General features: G+C 63.7%; 16 protein-coding genes. 7 read left to right on the top strand and 9 right to left on the bottom strand.

Annotated features, from left to right (window positions below):
• Nucleotides 1–137: 137 nt before the first annotated feature.
• From EGJ22_RS23515 to def, 5 genes are read right to left on the bottom strand one after another with little or no spacing between them, the layout of a single operon-like run.
• Nucleotides 138–446: a tetratricopeptide repeat protein gene (locus EGJ22_RS23515; RefSeq protein WP_029888062.1), complete on the bottom strand. Its 309-nt coding sequence runs from the start codon at nt 444–446 to the stop codon at nt 138–140.
• 11 nt (nt 447–457) lie between these two features.
• A complete protein-coding gene (trkA, locus tag EGJ22_RS23510; protein ID WP_009682347.1) occupies nt 458–1,831 on the bottom strand; it encodes a Trk system potassium transporter TrkA in 1,374 nt (457 codons plus the stop codon).
• Between the two features lie 23 nt (nt 1,832–1,854).
• On the bottom strand, nt 1,855–3,165 hold the full coding sequence (rsmB, locus tag EGJ22_RS23505) for a 16S rRNA (cytosine(967)-C(5))-methyltransferase RsmB (protein WP_029886708.1): 1,311 nt from the start codon (nt 3,163–3,165) through the stop codon (nt 1,855–1,857).
• A complete protein-coding gene (gene fmt / locus EGJ22_RS23500; RefSeq protein ID WP_029886707.1) occupies nt 3,162–4,094 on the bottom strand; it encodes a methionyl-tRNA formyltransferase in 933 nt (310 codons plus the stop codon). Before fmt ends, rsmB begins: the two co-directional genes overlap by 4 nt.
• 60 nt (nt 4,095–4,154) lie before the next feature.
• Nucleotides 4,155–4,661, bottom strand: coding sequence for a peptide deformylase (def, locus tag EGJ22_RS23495; RefSeq protein WP_009682343.1), 507 nt, complete (start codon nt 4,659–4,661; stop codon nt 4,155–4,157).
• A gap of 208 nt (nt 4,662–4,869) precedes the next feature.
• Here def and dprA point away from each other — a divergent pair, with 208 nt between their 5' ends.
• The 3 genes from dprA (at nt 4,870) to EGJ22_RS23480 (ending at nt 7,578) form a co-directional block, all read left to right on the top strand.
• Nucleotides 4,870–5,967: a DNA-processing protein DprA gene (gene dprA / locus EGJ22_RS23490; RefSeq protein WP_029886706.1), complete on the top strand. Its 1,098-nt coding sequence runs from the start codon at nt 4,870–4,872 to the stop codon at nt 5,965–5,967.
• Between the two features lie 41 nt (nt 5,968–6,008).
• Complete coding sequence (locus EGJ22_RS23485; protein WP_009682340.1) at nt 6,009–6,566, top strand: L-threonylcarbamoyladenylate synthase; 558 nt, start codon at nt 6,009–6,011, stop codon at nt 6,564–6,566.
• A gap of 697 nt (nt 6,567–7,263) precedes the next feature.
• Nucleotides 7,264–7,578, top strand: a complete 315-nt coding sequence (locus EGJ22_RS23480) for a hypothetical protein (RefSeq protein ID WP_029886705.1) — start codon at nt 7,264–7,266, stop codon at nt 7,576–7,578.
• A gap of 127 nt (nt 7,579–7,705) precedes the next feature.
• Here EGJ22_RS23480 and EGJ22_RS23470 read toward each other — a convergent pair whose 3' ends face one another.
• On the bottom strand, nt 7,706–8,683 hold the full coding sequence (locus tag EGJ22_RS23470) for an NADPH:quinone reductase (RefSeq protein ID WP_029886704.1): 978 nt from the start codon (nt 8,681–8,683) through the stop codon (nt 7,706–7,708).
• A 134-nt stretch (nt 8,684–8,817) separates the two neighbouring features.
• Between EGJ22_RS23470 and hemF the strand changes: the two genes are divergently transcribed.
• Nucleotides 8,818–9,729, top strand: a complete 912-nt coding sequence (hemF, locus tag EGJ22_RS23465) for an oxygen-dependent coproporphyrinogen oxidase (protein ID WP_009682336.1) — start codon at nt 8,818–8,820, stop codon at nt 9,727–9,729.
• A 25-nt stretch (nt 9,730–9,754) separates the two neighbouring features.
• Complete coding sequence (gene aroE / locus EGJ22_RS23460; RefSeq protein ID WP_009682335.1) at nt 9,755–10,579, top strand: shikimate dehydrogenase; 825 nt, start codon at nt 9,755–9,757, stop codon at nt 10,577–10,579.
• Between the two features lie 99 nt (nt 10,580–10,678).
• Here aroE and EGJ22_RS23455 read toward each other — a convergent pair whose 3' ends face one another.
• From EGJ22_RS23455 to betC, 3 genes are all read right to left on the bottom strand, one after another.
• Nucleotides 10,679–12,244 carry a SulP family inorganic anion transporter gene (locus EGJ22_RS23455; protein ID WP_009682334.1) on the bottom strand — a complete coding sequence of 522 codons (1,566 nt, stop codon included), beginning with the start codon at nt 12,242–12,244 and terminating at the stop codon, nt 10,679–10,681.
• Between the two features lie 144 nt (nt 12,245–12,388).
• Nucleotides 12,389–13,318, bottom strand: a complete 930-nt coding sequence (choX, locus tag EGJ22_RS23450) for a choline ABC transporter substrate-binding protein (protein ID WP_029886703.1) — start codon at nt 13,316–13,318, stop codon at nt 12,389–12,391.
• A 12-nt stretch (nt 13,319–13,330) separates the two neighbouring features.
• Entirely contained in the window at nt 13,331–14,848 is a 1,518-nt protein-coding gene (gene betC, locus EGJ22_RS23445) for a choline-sulfatase (RefSeq protein ID WP_029886702.1), read from the bottom strand.
• A 108-nt stretch (nt 14,849–14,956) separates the two neighbouring features.
• Between betC and EGJ22_RS23440 the strand changes: the two genes are divergently transcribed.
• Together EGJ22_RS23440 and EGJ22_RS23435 are read left to right on the top strand one after the other, a co-directional pair.
• The gene (locus tag EGJ22_RS23440) at nt 14,957–15,856 is read left to right on the top strand and encodes a LysR family transcriptional regulator (RefSeq protein ID WP_009682331.1); all 900 of its coding nucleotides are present in this window, start codon (nt 14,957–14,959) and stop codon (nt 15,854–15,856) included.
• 48 nt (nt 15,857–15,904) lie between these two features.
• Nucleotides 15,905–16,237: a DOPA 4,5-dioxygenase family protein gene (locus EGJ22_RS23435; protein ID WP_029886701.1), complete on the top strand. Its 333-nt coding sequence runs from the start codon at nt 15,905–15,907 to the stop codon at nt 16,235–16,237.
• The last annotated feature ends 101 nt before the right edge of the window (nt 16,238–16,338 follow it).

The raw sequence follows: 16,338 nt of genomic DNA, 5'->3' as shown, positions 1-16,338 counted from the left end.
AGCTCGCGATTGCGCCGCGCGGGCGGCGCTCGCTCTAACAGGCGCTGCATACCTTGTGGCAAACACCTGTCAGCCCTAAGGCGACCCCTGTGGGAGCTGGCTGGCCTGCGATGGGCTGCAAAGCAGCCCCGGCTATCTCAAGCCTTGTTCAGCTTCTTGAGAAAAACGGTCATCTCTTTCTCGGCCTGCTTGTCCCCGTGGGCCTGTGCCGCCACGATCCCATCCTCCCAGGCCTTGCGCGCCGCTGGCAGGTCACCCTGCAACTGACAGGCCTTGCCCAGCAGCTTCCAGGCTGCCGAGTACTTCGGGTCCTGCTCTACACAGCGCGCCAGGTGCACCGCAGCTTCTGCCCCGTTACCTTCATCCAGCCAGGCCTTGCCCAGCCCGAAACGCAGCAACGGGTTATCCACACCCTTGGCCAGCATCTTCTCCAGCGACTCGCGCATGCCCTTTGCTCCTAGAAGAAACTCAAGCCGACGTGGAACAGCTTCTCCACATCGCGAATGTGCTTTTTATCCACAACGAACAGGATCACATGGTCACCCGATTCGATCAGGGTGTTGTCGTGGGCAATCATGACCTCTTCGGCACGGATGATCGCGCCGATCGTGGTACCCGGCGGCAGGTTGATGTCCGCTATCGCCTTGCCAACGACCTTGCTCGACTTGGCATCGCCATGGGCCACCGCCTCGATCGCTTCGGCTGCGCCACGGCGCAGCGAGTGCACGCTGACAATGTCGCCCCGGCGCACGTGGGCCAGCAGGGTGCCGATGGTCGCCAGCTGCGGGCTGATGGCAATGTCGATCTCACCCCCCTGCACCAGGTCGACGTAGGCTGGGTTGTTGATGATGGTCATCACCTTGCCTGCACCCAGGCGCTTGGCCAGCAGCGACGACATGATGTTGGCTTCGTCATCGTTGGTCAGGGCCAGGAAGATATCGGCGTCGGCGATGTTTTCTTCCAGCATCAGGTCCCTGTCCGAGGCGCTGCCCTGCAACACCACGGTGCTGTCTAGCGTATCGGACAGGTGCCGGCAGCGGGCCGGGCTCATCTCGATGATCTTCACCTGATAGCGGCTTTCGATGGCTTCGGCCAGGCGCTCGCCAATTTGGCCACCACCGGCAATGACGATGCGCTTGTTGGTCTGGTCGATGCGACGCAACTCGCCCATCACTGCCCGGATGTCTTTTTTCGCGGCAATGAAGAACACCTCGTCATCGGCTTCGATCACCGTGTCGCCACGCGGGGTGATTGGCCGGTCGCGGCGGAAAATGGCGGCCACACGGGTATCCACGTTAGGCATGTGCGCGCGGATCTGGCGCAGCTGCTGGCCCACCAGCGGCCCGCCGTAGTAAGCCTTCACGGCCACCAGCTGCGCCTTGCCTTCGGCGAAGTCGATCACCTGCAGCGACCCTGGGTGTTCGATCAGGCGCCTGATGTAGTTGGTCACCACCTGCTCGGGGCTGATCAGCACGTCGACCGGGATGTGGTCATTGTCGAACAGCTCTTCACGGGTCAGGTAGGCCGACTCGCGTACCCGGGCAATCTTGGTCGGGGTGTGGAACAGCGAATAGGCCACCTGGCAGGCAACCATATTGGTTTCGTCGCTGTTGGTTACCGCCACCAGCATGTCGGCGTCGTCGGCACCGGCCTGGCGCAGCACCGTCGGCAGCGAGCCGCGGCCTTGCACGGTGCGGATGTCCAGGCGGTCGCCCAGGTCGCGCAGGCGGTCGCCGTCGGTATCGACCACGGTAATGTCGTTGGCCTCGCTGGCCAGGTGCTCTGCCAGCGTCCCGCCCACTTGCCCTGCGCCGAGGATGATGATTTTCATCCGCTACTCCCTACCCTTTGTGCTTACCCGCGCGAGGCGGCGATCTTGATCAGCTTGGCATAGTAGAACCCGTCGTGGCCGCCTTCCTGGGCCAGCAACTGGCGGCCGTGCGGCTGGCGCAGGCCGGCCTCGGTGGCCAGGTCCAGCTCCCGCGCGCCGGGGGTGCGGGCGAGGAAGGCCTCGATCACTTGCGTGTTCTCGGTCGGCAGGCTGGAGCACGTGGCATACAGCAGCATGCCGCCTACTTCCAGTGTGGGCCACAGGGCATCGAGCAGTTCACCTTGCAGCGCGGCCAGGGCCGGAATGTCGTCGGCCTGGCGGGTCAGCTTGATGTCCGGGTGGCGGCGGATCACGCCAGTGGCCGAGCAGGGGGCGTCCAGCAGGATGCGCTGGAACGGTTTGCCGTCCCACCAGCTGGCAGTGTCGCGGGCGTCGCAGGCGATCAGCTCGGCATCGAGCTGCAGGCGGTCGAGGTTCTCGCGCACGCGGGTCAGGCGCTTGGCCTCAAGGTCGATGGCTGTCAGGTGGGCCAGGCCAGGTTCGGCTTCCAGCAGGTGGCAGGTTTTGCCGCCGGGCGCGCAACAGGCGTCGAGCACGCGTTGGCCGGCGGCCAGCTCCAGCAAGTCAGCGGACAGCTGCGCGGCTTCGTCCTGCACACTCACCCAGCCCTCGGCGAAGCCTGGCAGGCCACGTACGTCGCAGGCTTCGGCCAGCACGATGCCATCGCGGCTGTAGGGGCAGGCGCTGGCGGCAACGCCCGCGTCGGCCAGCAGGCCCAGGTAGGCGTCACGGCTGTGATGACGGCGGTTGACCCGCAAGATCATCGGCGGGTGCGCATTGTTGGCGGCGCAAATGGCCTCCCACTGCTCTGGCCAGAAGGCCTTCAGCGCCTTTTGCAGCCAGCGCGGGTGGGCGGTGCGTACCACGGGGTCGCGCTCCATGCCGGCCAGCAGCGCTTCGCCTTCGCGCTGGGCGCGGCGCAGCACGGCATTGAGCAGGCCCTTGGCCCAGGGTTTCTTCAGTTTGTCGGCACAACCCACGGTCTCGCCAATTGCGGCGTGGGCCGGAATACGGGTGTAGAACAGCTGGTACAGGCCGACCAGCAGCAGCGCCTGCACATCGGCGTCTGCGGCTTTGAACGGCTTCTGCAGCAGCTGGGCGGCCAGCAGGTCGAGCCGGGGCTGCCAGCGGGCAGTGCCGAACGCCAGGTCCTGGGTCAGGCCGCGGTCGCGCTCATCAACCTTGTCCAGTTGTGCCGGCAGCGAGCTGTTCAATGAAGCCTTGCCGCTGAGTACAGCGGCAAGGGCACGGGCGGCGGCGAGGCGTGGGTTCATTGGCCAAGTACCTTGCCGGCGGCGAACTTCTCGCGGCGGCTGTTGAACAGGTCGCTGAAGCTCAGCGCCTTGCCACCGGGCAGTTGCAGGCGGGTCAGGCTCAGTGCCTGGTCACCACAGGCAACCACCAGGCCATCTTTACTGGCGGACAGGATCTCGCCCGGCTCACCTTTGCCTGCCGCCACGTTGGCTGCCAGCACCTTCACGCTCTCGCCATCGAGGGTGCTGTGGCACACCGGCCAAGGGTTGAAGGCACGGATCAGGCGCTCCAGTTCGACGGCCGGGCGGCACCAGTCCAGGCGCGCTTCGTCCTTGTTCAGCTTGTGTGCATAAGTGGCCAGGGCATCGTTTTGCACCTCGCCTTGCAGCGACCCGTCGGCCAGGCCGGCGATGGCCTGCACGACGGCGGGCGGGCCCATTTGCGCAAGGCGGTCATGCAGGCTACCGCCGGTGTCCTCGGCGCTGATCGGGGTGGCTACCTTGAGCAGCATCGGGCCGGTATCCAGGCCGGCTTCCATGCGCATCACGGTGACACCGCTCTCGGTATCGCCGGCTTCCACGGCACGCTGGATCGGCGCTGCACCGCGCCAGCGCGGCAGCAAGGAGGCGTGGCTGTTGATGCAGCCCAGGCGGGGGATATCCAGCACCGCCTGCGGCAGAATCAGGCCGTAGGCAACCACGACCATCAAGTCTGGCTGCAGTGCGGCAAGTTCAGCTTGCGCCTCGGCGTTGCGCAGGGTTTGCGGCTGCAGTACCGGGATGCCATGGGCCACGGCCAGCGCCTTGACCGCACTGGGCATCAGCTTCTGGCCACGGCCGGCAGGGCGGTCAGGCTGGGTGTAGACGGCCACGATCTCGTAAGGGCTGTCGAGCAGGGCCTTGAGGTGTTCGGCAGCAAACTCTGGGGTGCCTGCAAAGACGATGCGCATGGAGTTCTCGCTTCAAAAAAGAAAAAGGCTTGCCGGAGCAAGCCTTCTGGAAGGTGGGGATCAGGCTTGCTGGCGGTGCTGCTTTTCCAGTTTCTTCTTGATCCGGTCGCGTTTGAGCTGCGACAGATAGTCGACAAACAGCTTGCCGTTGAGGTGATCGAATTCGTGCTGCACGCAGACCGCCAGCAAGCCTTCGCACTCCAGCTCGAACGGCTTGCCGTCGCGGTCCTGGGCTTTTACCCGTACCCGCAGCGGGCGGTCGACGTTCTCGTAGAAGCCCGGCACCGACAGGCAACCTTCCTGGTACTGGCCCATGTCGTCGGTCAGCTCTTCGACCGTAGGGTTGATGAAGACCCGCGGTTCGCTGCGGTCTTCGCTGAGGTCCATCACCACGACCTGCTGGTGCACGTTGACCTGGGTCGCGGCCAGGCCGATGCCGGGGGCTTCGTACATGGTTTCAAACATGTCGTCGATCAGCTGACGCAGGGCGTCGTCGAACACCGTCACCGGTTTGGCGATGGTGCGCAGGCGCGGGTCGGGGAATTCGAGAATGTTCAAGATGGCCATAAGGTCAGGCAGTCACTGTGCGTTTGGTTGAAAACTGAGCACACATAATAAAGGCAAACGTGGATTTCAGCACCTGTGAAAGCTCGTCTAGGGTTTTCAGGGCCTGCTTGTCGGATATTCGATAGACAGGTTGTCAAACCGTTATCAACACAGTTATCCACAGCTTGTGCCACGCCGATGGCCCTTTTTCAGATCAAGGATGATCCCCATGTCGAATCACCATTCGTCGCCTGTTGCGCCGGCTGAACTGGAGGCGCGGCTGCGTCTGCACCGCTTGCCGGACACCGGCCTGCGGCGTTTTTGCACGTTGCTGGAGGTGTTTGGCAGCGCATCTTCTGCCCTGTGCGCACCGGCCGGCGCCTGGCGCGCGTTGGGCATTCCCCAGGCAGCAATCGACGCGCGGCGCAGTGCCGAAGTGCGCGACGGAGCGCTGGCGGCGATGGCCTGGCTAGAGCAGCCGGGCCAGCATTTACTGATGTTTGACGGGCCTGGTTACCCACCGCTGCTGGGGGAAATCGATGACGCCCCGCCATTGCTGTTTGTCGCCGGCGACCCTGCCCTGCTCGAGCGCCCGCAGCTGGCAATTGTGGGAAGCAGGCGCGCTTCACCGCCAGCCCTCGATACCGCCGCGGCGTTTTCCCGTTACCTGGCACAGGCCGGTTTCACGATTACCAGCGGGTTGGCAGTGGGTATCGATGGCGCCGCTCATCGGGCCGCAATACAGGCCGGTGGGGGTACGATCGCGGTGCTCGGCACAGGGCTGCAAAAACTTTATCCACAGCGGCACACCGCGCTTGCCCAGGCGATTATCAACAGCGGCGGCGCGCTGGTTTCCGAGTACCCGCTGGATGCCGGGCCACAGCCCAGCAACTTCCCCCGGCGTAACCGCATCATCAGTGGCTTGTCGCTGGGCGTACTGGTGGTCGAGGCCAGCCTGGCCAGTGGTTCGCTGATCACGGCGCGGCTGGCGGCAGAACAAGGCCGTGAGGTGTATGCCATTCCGGGCTCCATCCACCACCCTGGGGCCAAGGGCTGCCACCAGTTGATTCGCGACGGCGCGCTGCTGGTGGAAACCGTGGAGCAGATCATGGAAAGCCTGCAGGGCTGGCAGAACCTGCCACCTGCGGTTGTGGACAAGTTCGACCACCCACTGCTGGCCTTGCTGCACGCGGCGCCCCAGACCAGCGAAAGCCTGGCCCATTGCAGCGAGTTGCCACTGGCCGAAGTGCTTGCGCAATTGACCGAGCTGGAACTGGAGGGGCGGGTCAGCAATGAAGCCGGGCGTTGGTTTGCCCGCGCGGGCTAAGTACACTGCGCACAGGCAAGTTCATAGGCGGAGTAACAGCAATGGTAAGCAGTTTTCGTGTGCAACAAGCCGCACGTGAGATCCGGGCGGGCGCAGTAATCGCCTACCCAACGGAAGCGGTCTGGGGCCTGGGCTGCGACCCCTGGAACGAGGACGCGGTGTACCGCCTGCTGGCGCTGAAGTCGCGGCCTGTGGATAAAGGCCTGATCCTGGTCGCCGACAATATCCGCCAGTTCGACTTTTTGTTCGAAGATTTCCCCGAGGACTGGATCGACCGTATGGGCAGCACCTGGCCGGGGCCCAATACCTGGCTGGTGCCGCACCAGGACCTGTTGCCGGAGTGGGTGACCGGGCAGCATGACACCGTAGCGCTGCGGGTCAGTGACCACCCGGTGGTGCGCGAACTGTGCGCGCTGGTGGGGCCGTTGATTTCCACCTCGTGCAACCCCGGCGGGCGCCCGGCGGCGAAGACCCGGTTGCGGGTGGAGCAGTACTTCCGTGGCCAGCTGGACCTGGTGCTGGGTGGGGCGCTGGGGGGGCGGAAGAATCCGAGTGTGATTCGCAACCTGGCTACCGGTGAGGTTGTTCGGCCGGGTTGATATCTGTCCACAAGCCTAACCGCAGATTTTTCTGATTTGTTTCGGCTGGCGGGTGATCGTGTGAGGGCTGACGGGTGTCAGCCTTGAAGCTTTTTCGCCTATGAGATCGAGCGCCGCCCGCGCGGCGCATCGCGAGCTGCGCTCGCTCCTACGTTTGTTTCGGGCCAGTGAGGTCTGTGAGAGGCGCGCGCGACCGCCTTGTTTGTACGGCGCGATATTGAGACATGCGCCAAGGGGTTCGCGCGCAAATCCCACAGGCATAATTGGCCCGAAACAAACGTAGGAGCGAGCGCAGCTCGCGATGCGCCGCGCGGGCGGCGCTCGATCTCATAGGCGACGAATCTCTGCCGGCGAGCGCCTTGCAGCACAGATACCATCCGGTCAGGTGCATCAGGGTTTTCTGATTGTTGCCAAAATGGCTGTCCAGCTCGCGGCTTGGGAAATATCCTACGACCCGCGTCCTCTGCCATCACCTTCTCAGTGGGAACCTCTGCCCTTAGGCTTCAACCGTCGCCGAATAACTTGGCGATCGGGTGTGGCAACCTGGATGTGCTTGGGGCGTCACAGCTATGGCAGCTGTGCGCGGGAGGCTTCGTGCCTGCCGGGAGCGCCTCCAGCCCGGTTTACCACCTCGCGTACAGCTGCCGCCTAAACCGTGTGGTAACGGCTTGGCGCCAGCTCATGCCTGGAGCAAGCCATGAAAAAAATAGTGCCCGATCCACCCCTACCCTGCACCTCCACCCGCCCGTTCGGCCGCTGCGACGCCGGCCATGACCCGCTCTTCACCGTCAACCCGAACATTTCCGCCGAGGACGCTCTGGTCCATGTAGCCCTGTACCTGCGCAGCGCCTACGAAACCGGCAACAAAGCTCTGGACTACATGCGCGAAGAGGGCCGTGGCATGTTCTGGTCGAACCTGCATGCGATTGAAATGGCAGAGGGGGTGGTCGAGGCAATCCTCGATGGGATCGAGTCGACCCCGCCACCGACGAACCGACCCTCACAGCCATAGCGCAGCTTTCAGAGCCGACGCAGCACCTGTGGGAGCGGGCGCGCCCGCGAACACCGGCAAAGCCGGTGCCATCCACCGCGGTGGCTTCTTCGCGGGCATCCCCGCTCCCACAGGGAACGTGTGTGGCTCAGGGAATGAGTACTGTCGACCCTACAGTCCGCCGCGCCGACAGCTCTGCCTGCGCCTTGGCCGCCTCACTCAGCGGATACCTTTGCTGGATATCCACAACCAGCTTGCCACTGCCAATCATCGCAAACAGGTCATCGGCCATGGCCTGGGTGTTTTCGGCATTGTTGGCATAGGTCGCCAAGGTCGGCCGGGTCACATACAGCGAGCCCTTCTGCGCCAGAATTCCCAGGTTCACCCCGCTGACCGCACCCGAGGCATTACCGAAGCTCACCATCAGCCCGCGCGGTTGCAGGCAGTCCAGCGAGGTGAGCCAGGTATCGGCGCCAACGCCGTCGTACACCACCGGGCATTTCTTGCCGTCGGTCAGCTCCAGTACCCGCTTGGCCACGTCTTCATGGCTGTAATCGATGGTCGCCCATGCGCCCAGCGCCTTGGCCCGCTCGGCCTTCTCGGCAGAACTCACAGTGCCGATCAGCTTGGCACCCAACGCTTTCGCCCATTGGCACGCCAGCGAACCCACGCCACCGGCGGCCGCATGGAACAGGACCACGTCACCCGCCTTCACCTGGTAGGTTTGCTTCAGCAGGTACTGCACGGTCAACCCCTTGAGCATCACCGCCGCTGCCTGCTCGAAGCTGATGTTGTCGGGCAGCTTGACCAGGCTGGCCTCCGGCAGCGTGTGAACCTCGCTGTATGCGCCCAGCGGGCCGCCGGCATGGGCCACGCGGTCACCCACCTTCAGCCGGGTCACGCCTTCGCCCACGGCCTCGACCACACCGGCCGCTTCGGTGCCCAGCCCCGAAGGCAGTGATGGCGGTGCATACAGCCCGCTGCGGAAATAGGTGTCGATGAAGTTCAGGCCGATCGCATGGTTGCGCACGCGCACCTGCTGGGGCCCCGGCGGGGCGGGTTCGAATTCCACAAACTGCAGCACTTCGGGGCCGCCATGCTGGCTGAACTGGATACGCTTGGCCATCTCGTACTCCTGTAGTCGGGATCGGGAAAGGCCTTCTATCGGACGCCTTTGCTTGATCGCCGTCAACTGCGGCGCGCGCGCTGGCGGTGTTATGCTACGCGGCGAATTCTTCCCTGCCCGTTCCTGGTGACCCGATGACTAGCCGCACCGAGGCCGTGAAAGCCTACCTGCTCGACCTGCAAGACCGCATCTGCTCTGCCCTCGAAAACGAAGACGGCGGTGCCCGCTTCGTCGAGGATGCCTGGGTGCGCGAAGCCGGTGGCGGGGGGCGTACGCGGGTGATCGGCGAGGGCAAGCTGATCGAGAAAGGCGGGGTCAACTTCTCCCACGTATTCGGCGCCGGCCTGCCGCCGTCGGCCAGCGCCCACCGCCCGGAGCTGGCGGGCCGGGGCTTCGAGGCCTTGGGCGTGTCGCTGGTGATTCACCCGTACAACCCGCATGTGCCCACCTCGCACGCCAATGTGCGGTTCTTCATTGCCGAGAAGGAAGGCGAAGAGGCGGTGTGGTGGTTCGGTGGCGGTTTCGACCTGACCCCATACTACGGCGTCGAGGAAGACTGCATTCACTGGCACCGCGTGGCCGAGCAGGCATGTGCACCCTTCGGTGCCGATGTGTACCCGCGCTACAAGGCCTGGTGCGACCGCTATTTCCACCTCAAGCACCGTGGCGAGCCACGCGGCATTGGCGGGCTGTTCTTCGACGACCTGAACGAGTGGGGCTTCGACACCTGCTTCGCCTTCATCCGTGCCATTGGCGATGCCTATGTCGACGCCTACCTGCCGATCGTCCAGCGCCGCAAGCACACCCCCTATACCCCGCAGCAGCGTGAGTTCCAGGAATACCGCCGCGGCCGCTACGTGGAGTTCAACCTGGTCTACGACCGCGGCACCCTGTTCGGCCTGCAGTCGGGCGGGCGCACCGAGTCCATTCTCATGTCGCTGCCGCCACAGGTGCGCTGGGGCTATGACTGGAAGCCGGCACCGGGCAGCGAAGAAGCGCGCCTGACCGACTACTTCCTGCAAGACCGCGACTGGCTTGGCCAGTAAGCCTGTGGATAACCAAGGAGCCGCCATGGACCAGTACGTCGTTTTTGGTAACCCCATCGGCCACAGCAAGTCGCCGCTGATTCACCGCCTGTTTGCCGAGCAGACCGGCCAGGACCTGGAATACGCCACCCTGCTGGCGCCGCTGGATGAGTTCAGCGACTGCGCACGCGGCTTCTTCAAGCAAGGCAGCGGCGGCAATGTCACCGTGCCGTTCAAGGAAGAGGCCTACCGCCTGTGCGACAGCCTGACCCCGCGTGCCCAGCGCGCTGGCGCGGTGAACACACTGAGCAAGCTGGCTGACGGCACTTTGCAAGGTGACAACACCGATGGCGCCGGCCTGGTGCGTGACCTGACGGTGAATGCCGGGGTCGAGCTGACGGGCAAGCGCATTTTGATTCTCGGTGCCGGTGGTGCAGTGCGTGGCGTGCTGGAGCCGATCCTGGCGCACAGGCCGCAATCGCTGGTGATCGCCAACCGTACCGTGGAAAAGGCCGAGCAGCTGGCGCGTGAGTTCGATGAACTGGGGCCGGTGGTGGCCAGCGGGTTTGCCTGGTTGCAGGAGCCGGTGGATGTGATCATCAACGCCACTTCAGCCAGTTTGGCCGGGGAATTGCCGCCGATTGCCGACAGTTTGGTCGAGGCAGGGCGCACGGTTTGCTACGACATGATGTATGGCAAGGAACCTACGCCGTTTTGCCAGTGGGCGCAGAAGCTGGGCGCGGCCAAAGTGCTGGATGGGTTGGGGATGCTGGCTGAGCAGGCCGCTGAGGCGTTCTTTATCTGGCGTGGGGTACGGCCGGATACCGCTCCGGTGTTGGCTGAGTTGCGCCGGCAATTGGCTCGGGGCTGAAATTGCCGGGGCCGCGTTGGGTCGGCGTACACCCATCCCTTGTGGGAGCGGCCTTGCGTCGCGATGGGCTGCAAAGCAGCCCCAAATCTCAACCCTACCTCATTCCTCAAACCGGATCGGGCACAACTGCGCCCCTTCCAGCTTCTGCAATTCCTCGATCACCTGCGGCCTGGCCCGGTGCAAGGTCAGGCTCCCGCCCAGGCGCCGCAAGCGCCGTGCCTCGCGGTGCAACATGTCTACACCCGAGTAGTCGATGAAATTCACCTGCCGCGCATCAATCACCACATGCGGGCCCTGGCACAGCTGCAAACGTACTTGCAGGTAGTGCGCCGCGCCAAAGAAGATCGAGCCACCTACCCGCAGCACATCCGCTTCACCTTCGCGGCTTTGCTGCACCCGTGGCCGTGATGTGCGTTTGAGGTAGAAGAACAGCGACGCCAGCACCCCGGCATAGATCGCCGTCTGCAACTCCAGCAGCAAGGTTGCCGCCGCCGTCAGCGCCATTACCAGGAACTCCGAACGGCTGACCCGGAACAGCGCGCGGATGGCTTGGCGGTCCACCAGCCCCCAGCAGATCAACAGAATGCTGCCGGCCATGGCGGGGATCGGCAACTGCGCGATCAAGCCAGCACCGGTGATGGCGAACAGCGCCACCCATAGCGCCGAAAACACCCCGGCCATGGGGGAGCGGGCACCTGCTTCGTAGCTCAGGCCCGAACGGGTGAAGGAGCCAGCAGACAGGTAACCCGAGAAAAACGCGCCAGCGATGTTCGACACGCCCTGGGCGCGAATTTCCTGATCAGGGTCGATCAGCTGTTCCGAGCGTGCCGACAATGACCGGGCAATCGACAGGCTGGTGACCAACCCCAGCATACCTACCGCCACGGCACTGGGCAGCAGGCGCAGAATCAGCTCCACGTCCAGCAAGGGCAGCGGGCTCAAGGGTGGAAGCTGGCCGGTGAATGCCGCGACCCTCGGCACATGGCCAAACCAGCCCGGCAGCAGCCAGGCCAGCAGGCTCACCGCGATCAGGCTTATCAACAGGCTGGGCCAGCGCGGGCGCCAGAGTTTGAGCGCCACACCGATAACCACGGTGGCCAGGCCCAACAGCAAGGAAGGCACATTGATTTCGCCGGCATGGCTGGCCAGGTCCTGTACGGTTTTCAGCGCCGTGGCCTGGCTGGGCAGGTCCATGCCCAGCAGGTTGGGCAATTGCCCCAGGGCAATGACGACCGCGGCGCCAAGGGTGAAGCCGAGCACTACGGAATGCGAGACGAAATTGACCAGCGCACCGAAGCGCAGCAGCCCCAGCAGCAGTTGAAAGACCCCGCCGAGGAAGGTGAGCAGCAGCACCAGCGTGATGTAGTCCGAACTCCCAGCCACGGCCAATGGGCTGATGCTGGCGTAGAGCACGATGGAGATGGCCGCGGTCGGGCCGCAGATCAGGTGCCAGGACGAACCCCACAGGCAGGCGATCAATACCGGCACGATGGCGGCGTACAGGCCGTATTCGGCAGGCAGGCCGGCGATCAGGGCATAGGCGATGGACTGCGGCAGCGCGAGGATTGCACCGCCCAGGCCCACCAGCAGGTCCTGGCGCAGGCTACGGACCGATTGGCGCGGGAGCCAGGCGAGGAAGGGCAGCAGGTGGATGATACGATGCATGGGTTATCCACAATCCTTGATTTAATGCACCTGACCTGTGGGAGCGGGCATGCCCGCGAAGAAGCCACCGCTATAGATGGCACCGGCTTTGCCTGTGTTCGCGGACATGCCCGCTCCCACAGGTTAGGTGCATTGCTGGTGAGTTCATAGTTTGGCTTTGACGGCCTCCAAGGCATCGCCATCGGCTTTGGTGGTGACCCCGGCCAACCACCCTTCCAGTAACTCGGGGTGCGTCTTGACCCAGGCCCTGGCCGCGTCGTCGAAGCTGATCTTCTTGTCCACAACCTGAGCCATGATGCTGTTTTCCATGTCCAGTGTGAATTTCAGGTTGCCCAGCAGCTTCGCCGCATTCGGGCAGGCTTGTGGATAACCCTTGCGCGTCAGGGTGTACACCTGGCCTTTGCTACCGAACCATTTTTCCCCGCCCGTGAGGTAGTGCATCTTCAGCTTCACATTCATCGGGTGTGGCGTCCAGCCGAGGAAGGTGATGAATTGCTGCTTCTTCACGGCGCGGTCGACCTGCGTCAGCATCGCCTGCTCGCTGGATTCGACCAGTTTCCACTGGCCAAGGTCGAACTCATTGTTGTCGATGATTTGTTTGAGCGACAGGTTGGCCGGTGCGCCGGAACCGATGCCGTACAGTTTCTTGTCGAACTGGTCGGCGTGCTTGTGCAGGTCGGCGAAATCCTTGACCCCGGCATTCCAGACGTAGTCCGGCACGGCCAAGGTGAACTCGGTGCCTTCCAGGTTGCGCGACAACTGCTGCACATCCCCATTGGCGACGAACTTGTCATGAAAGCCCTGGTGCGCCGGCATCCAATTGCCAAGGAAGGCATCCACACGGCCGTCCTTCAGGCCACCGTAGATGATCGGCACGGCCAGGCTGTCGATCTTCACCTGGTAGCCCAGACTTTCCAGTAGCAGCCGGGCCACGGCGTTGGTCGTGGCTATGTCGCTCCAGCCAGGGTCGGCCATTTTTACCGTGCTGCATTGTGCATCGTCGTCGGCGGCGTGAGCCGGGGTGGTACCCAGGCCCAAGGCCAGGGTGAGTACGGCGGCGGAAAATGTGTGCATGGCGGCCTCTTCTCAATCCAGTGGGGCGGGCTGGGGGTAACGTGCCTTGCGCTCGAGGTCGTCGAGATCAATGTGGTTACGCATGTACTGTTGGCTGGCATCTACCAGTGGTTGATGGTCCCAGCTGTGCAGCTTGCCGATAGCCAGCGCTTGGGCTACCAGGCGGCGACGGCGCTGGCTGGCCAGCACCTGCTGGCGCAAGCTGGGCATGTGCCAACGCTGTCGGGCTTCCTCGACGAACGCCTGCAGCAGCGCCTGGTGGTCCGGGCTGCTGGCGAGGTTCTCCCGCTCGTGCGGGTCGCGGTTAAGATCATAGAGTAGGCAAGGGTCGTCTTCGCCGTACACGAATTTGTAAGGCCCGCGGCGGATCATCATCAGCGGCCCGACAGTGCCTTCGGCCATGTATTCGCCGATCACTTCGTCGTGGCCGCCCTGCCCTTGCAGGTGGCCAAGCAGTGAACGGCCATCCAGATGCAGGGTGTTATCCACAGCCCCGCCCGCCAATTCGACCAGGGTCGGTAACAGGTCACAGGTCGATACCGAGGCGCTGACACGGCTGGCGGCAAAGCGCTGCGGTGCATGGACCAGCAGTGGCACCCGCGCCGACATCTCGAACCAGTGCATCTTGTACCAAAGGCCACGCTCGCCGAGCATGTCGCCGTGGTCGCCGGAGAAGACGATCAGGGTGTCGTCGGCCAGGTCGCACTCTTGTAAGGTCTGCAACAGCTTGCCGATGTTGTCGTCGATGTAGCTGCAGGCGCCGAAATAGGCCCGGCGTGCATCGCGGATCTTGTCCACCGGCAGCGGTTTGTTCCACAGGTCATAGACCTTGAGCAGGCGCTGCGAATGCGGGTCCAGTTCTGCCTGGCTGAATTCGGTACCAGGCATGGGGATATCCACACCCTCATAGCGATCCCAGTAGTGCTTGGGAATGGTGTACGGATCGTGGGGGTGGGTCATCGACACGGTCAGGCAAAACGGCCGGCCGTCGTTCTCCCGCACGTGGTCGTAGAGGTACTGGCGCGCCTTGAACACCACCTCCTCGTCGAAATCCAGCTGGTTGGTACGCACGCAGGGGCCTGCCTGCAGTACCGAGGACATGTTGTGGTACCAGCTTGGGCGCACATCCGGCTCATCCCAGTTCACTGCCCAGCCATAATCGGCCGGGTAGATGTCGCTGGTCAGGCGTTCCTCGTAACCATGTAGCTGGTCCGGGCCGCAGAAATGCATCTTGCCCGACAGCGCCGTGCGGTAGCCCAGGCGGCGCAGGTAGTGGGCGTAGGTCGGCACGTCGGCGGGGAAATCGGCAGCATTGTCGTAGGCACCGATGCGGCTTGGGAGCTGGCCGCTGACCAGGGTGAAGCGCGACGGCGCACACAGCGGGCTGTTGCAGTAGGCTGAATCGAACACCACGGCTTGCTCGGCCAGGCGGCTGAGGTGCGGCATCTGAATGGGTGAAGGCCCATAAATGGGCAGCAGGGGTGCGGCCATTTGGTCGGCCATGATGAACAGGATATTCGGGCGTGTCATGCTGGCTTCCATCGTTGAAGGTTATGCGAACCGCTTGCCTATCAAAATGCGACTGTGGATAACATGGGTAAAGCCCATGGCGGGCAATGACTGGGATTAGCCAAGCTTATGTTTGAGCGTTTTGCCGAACTGTCGTTGGATACGTTGCGGGTGTTCGAGGCCGCGGCCCGTTTGCGTGGCTTCACTGCGGCGGCCCTGGCGCTGGGCACCACCCAGCCTGCGGTAAGCCAGCAGGTAAAACGGCTGGAGGCGCAGTTGGGCACCCGCCTGTTCGATCGGGTGTACCGCGGGATCGAACTCACCGAGGCCGGCCAGCTGTTGTTCGAGCATGTGCACCAAGGGTTGCAGGCCATGGACGAAGGTATTGCCCAGGTCAGTGGGCGCGGCCAGCGTGAAGTGCTGCAGGTGGCCACCGACTTCGCGTTCGCGGCTTTCTGGCTGATGCCGCGCCTGCAGCGCTTTCACGAGGCTTATCCACACGTGGATGTCAGCCTGGTGACCGGTGAGCGCAGCCAGGGCATGTTGCGCCCGGACATCGATGTGGCCGTGCTGTTTGGTGATGGGCGCTTTCATCAGGGCGAAAGCCGCTGGTTGTTCGATGAGGAGGTTTTCCCGGTGTGCAGCCCCCGCCTGATTCATGGCAAACCCATGTCAGCCGTGGCTTTGCAGCGCTTGCCGTTGTTGCACCTCAAAGGTGAGCAGGCCAGCCGCTGGTTTGATTGGGCGGGTGTGTTTCGCGGGTTTGGCGTGGCCAGCCCACCGCCAGCCGGGCAACTGCGGTTCGATAACTACACGCTGCTGATACAGGCGGCGATTGCCGGGCAAGGGGTGGCAATTGGCTGGGGGCACCTGGTGGATGGGCTGGTCGAGCAGGGTTTGCTCTGCCGGCCACTGGAGGGCAGCCTGCGCTCGGAACGCGGTTATTATGCGGTGTTGCCGCCGCGCAAACGCCGGGGCGCGTTGATCGAACGGTTCGTAGGTTGGTTGGAGCACGAGCGAAGCCGGTAAGGGTGAGTTCGGCGCAGAGTCACGCGGGCTTTGGGCCCAGGAGGTATCGTGCAGAGGATCAAGGGTTACCACGCCCACATTTACTATGACGCAGCGACCCTGGAGCAGGCTCGGGCGCTGTGTGAGGAAGCGGCGCGGCTGTTTCCCGTGAGCATTGGGCGCATGCACCAGAAGCCGGTGGGCCCGCACCCGGACTGGAGCTGCCAGCTGGCTTTCGGTCCGGAAGTGTTGGGGGTGGTATTGCCTTGGTTGGCACTGCATCGCCAGGGTTTGGTGGTGTTCATGCACCCGCTGACCGGTGATGAACTGGCAGACCATCGGGACCATGCGATCTGGATGGGGGCAGTGAGGCCGTTGAACCTGTCGGTTTTTGGGGGCTGAACCTTCAGTGCTTGTGTTGTGCTCATCGCTGGCAAGCCAGCTCCCACGGGGATCGCATCAGGGCTGACAGGTGTTTGCCACAAGGTATGCAGCGCCTGTTA

The organism is Pseudomonas sp. p99-361 (assembly GCF_003935475.1).
In the GTDB taxonomy this organism is placed as follows: domain Bacteria; phylum Pseudomonadota; class Gammaproteobacteria; order Pseudomonadales; family Pseudomonadaceae; genus Aquipseudomonas; species Aquipseudomonas juntendi.
This window is presented reverse-complemented; position numbering and strand designations above follow the sequence as displayed.

Excerpts from the sequence above, each read along its gene's own strand:
- EGJ22_RS23440 (WP_009682331.1), top strand. The coding sequence starts at position 14,957 with ATGTTTGAGCGTTTTGCCGAACTGTCGTTGGATACGTTGCGGGTGTTC.
- hemF (WP_009682336.1), top strand. The coding sequence starts at position 8,818 with ATGACTAGCCGCACCGAGGCCGTGAAAGCCTACCTGCTCGACCTGCAA.
- trkA (WP_009682347.1), bottom strand. The coding sequence starts at position 1,831 with ATGAAAATCATCATCCTCGGCGCAGGGCAAGTGGGCGGGACGCTGGCA.
- EGJ22_RS23470 (WP_029886704.1), bottom strand. The coding sequence starts at position 8,683 with ATGGCCAAGCGTATCCAGTTCAGCCAGCATGGCGGCCCCGAAGTGCTG.
- betC (WP_029886702.1), bottom strand. The coding sequence starts at position 14,848 with ATGACACGCCCGAATATCCTGTTCATCATGGCCGACCAAATGGCCGCA.
- def (WP_009682343.1), bottom strand. The coding sequence starts at position 4,661 with ATGGCCATCTTGAACATTCTCGAATTCCCCGACCCGCGCCTGCGCACC.
- EGJ22_RS23515 (WP_029888062.1), bottom strand. The coding sequence starts at position 446 with ATGCGCGAGTCGCTGGAGAAGATGCTGGCCAAGGGTGTGGATAACCCG.
- EGJ22_RS23485 (WP_009682340.1), top strand. The coding sequence starts at position 6,009 with ATGGTAAGCAGTTTTCGTGTGCAACAAGCCGCACGTGAGATCCGGGCG.
- choX (WP_029886703.1), bottom strand. The coding sequence starts at position 13,318 with ATGCACACATTTTCCGCCGCCGTACTCACCCTGGCCTTGGGCCTGGGT.
- rsmB (WP_029886708.1), bottom strand. The coding sequence starts at position 3,165 with ATGAACCCACGCCTCGCCGCCGCCCGTGCCCTTGCCGCTGTACTCAGC.
- EGJ22_RS23455 (WP_009682334.1), bottom strand. The coding sequence starts at position 12,244 with ATGCATCGTATCATCCACCTGCTGCCCTTCCTCGCCTGGCTCCCGCGC.
- EGJ22_RS23480 (WP_029886705.1), top strand. The coding sequence starts at position 7,264 with ATGAAAAAAATAGTGCCCGATCCACCCCTACCCTGCACCTCCACCCGC.
- dprA (WP_029886706.1), top strand. The coding sequence starts at position 4,870 with ATGTCGAATCACCATTCGTCGCCTGTTGCGCCGGCTGAACTGGAGGCG.
- aroE (WP_009682335.1), top strand. The coding sequence starts at position 9,755 with ATGGACCAGTACGTCGTTTTTGGTAACCCCATCGGCCACAGCAAGTCG.
- fmt (WP_029886707.1), bottom strand. The coding sequence starts at position 4,094 with ATGCGCATCGTCTTTGCAGGCACCCCAGAGTTTGCTGCCGAACACCTC.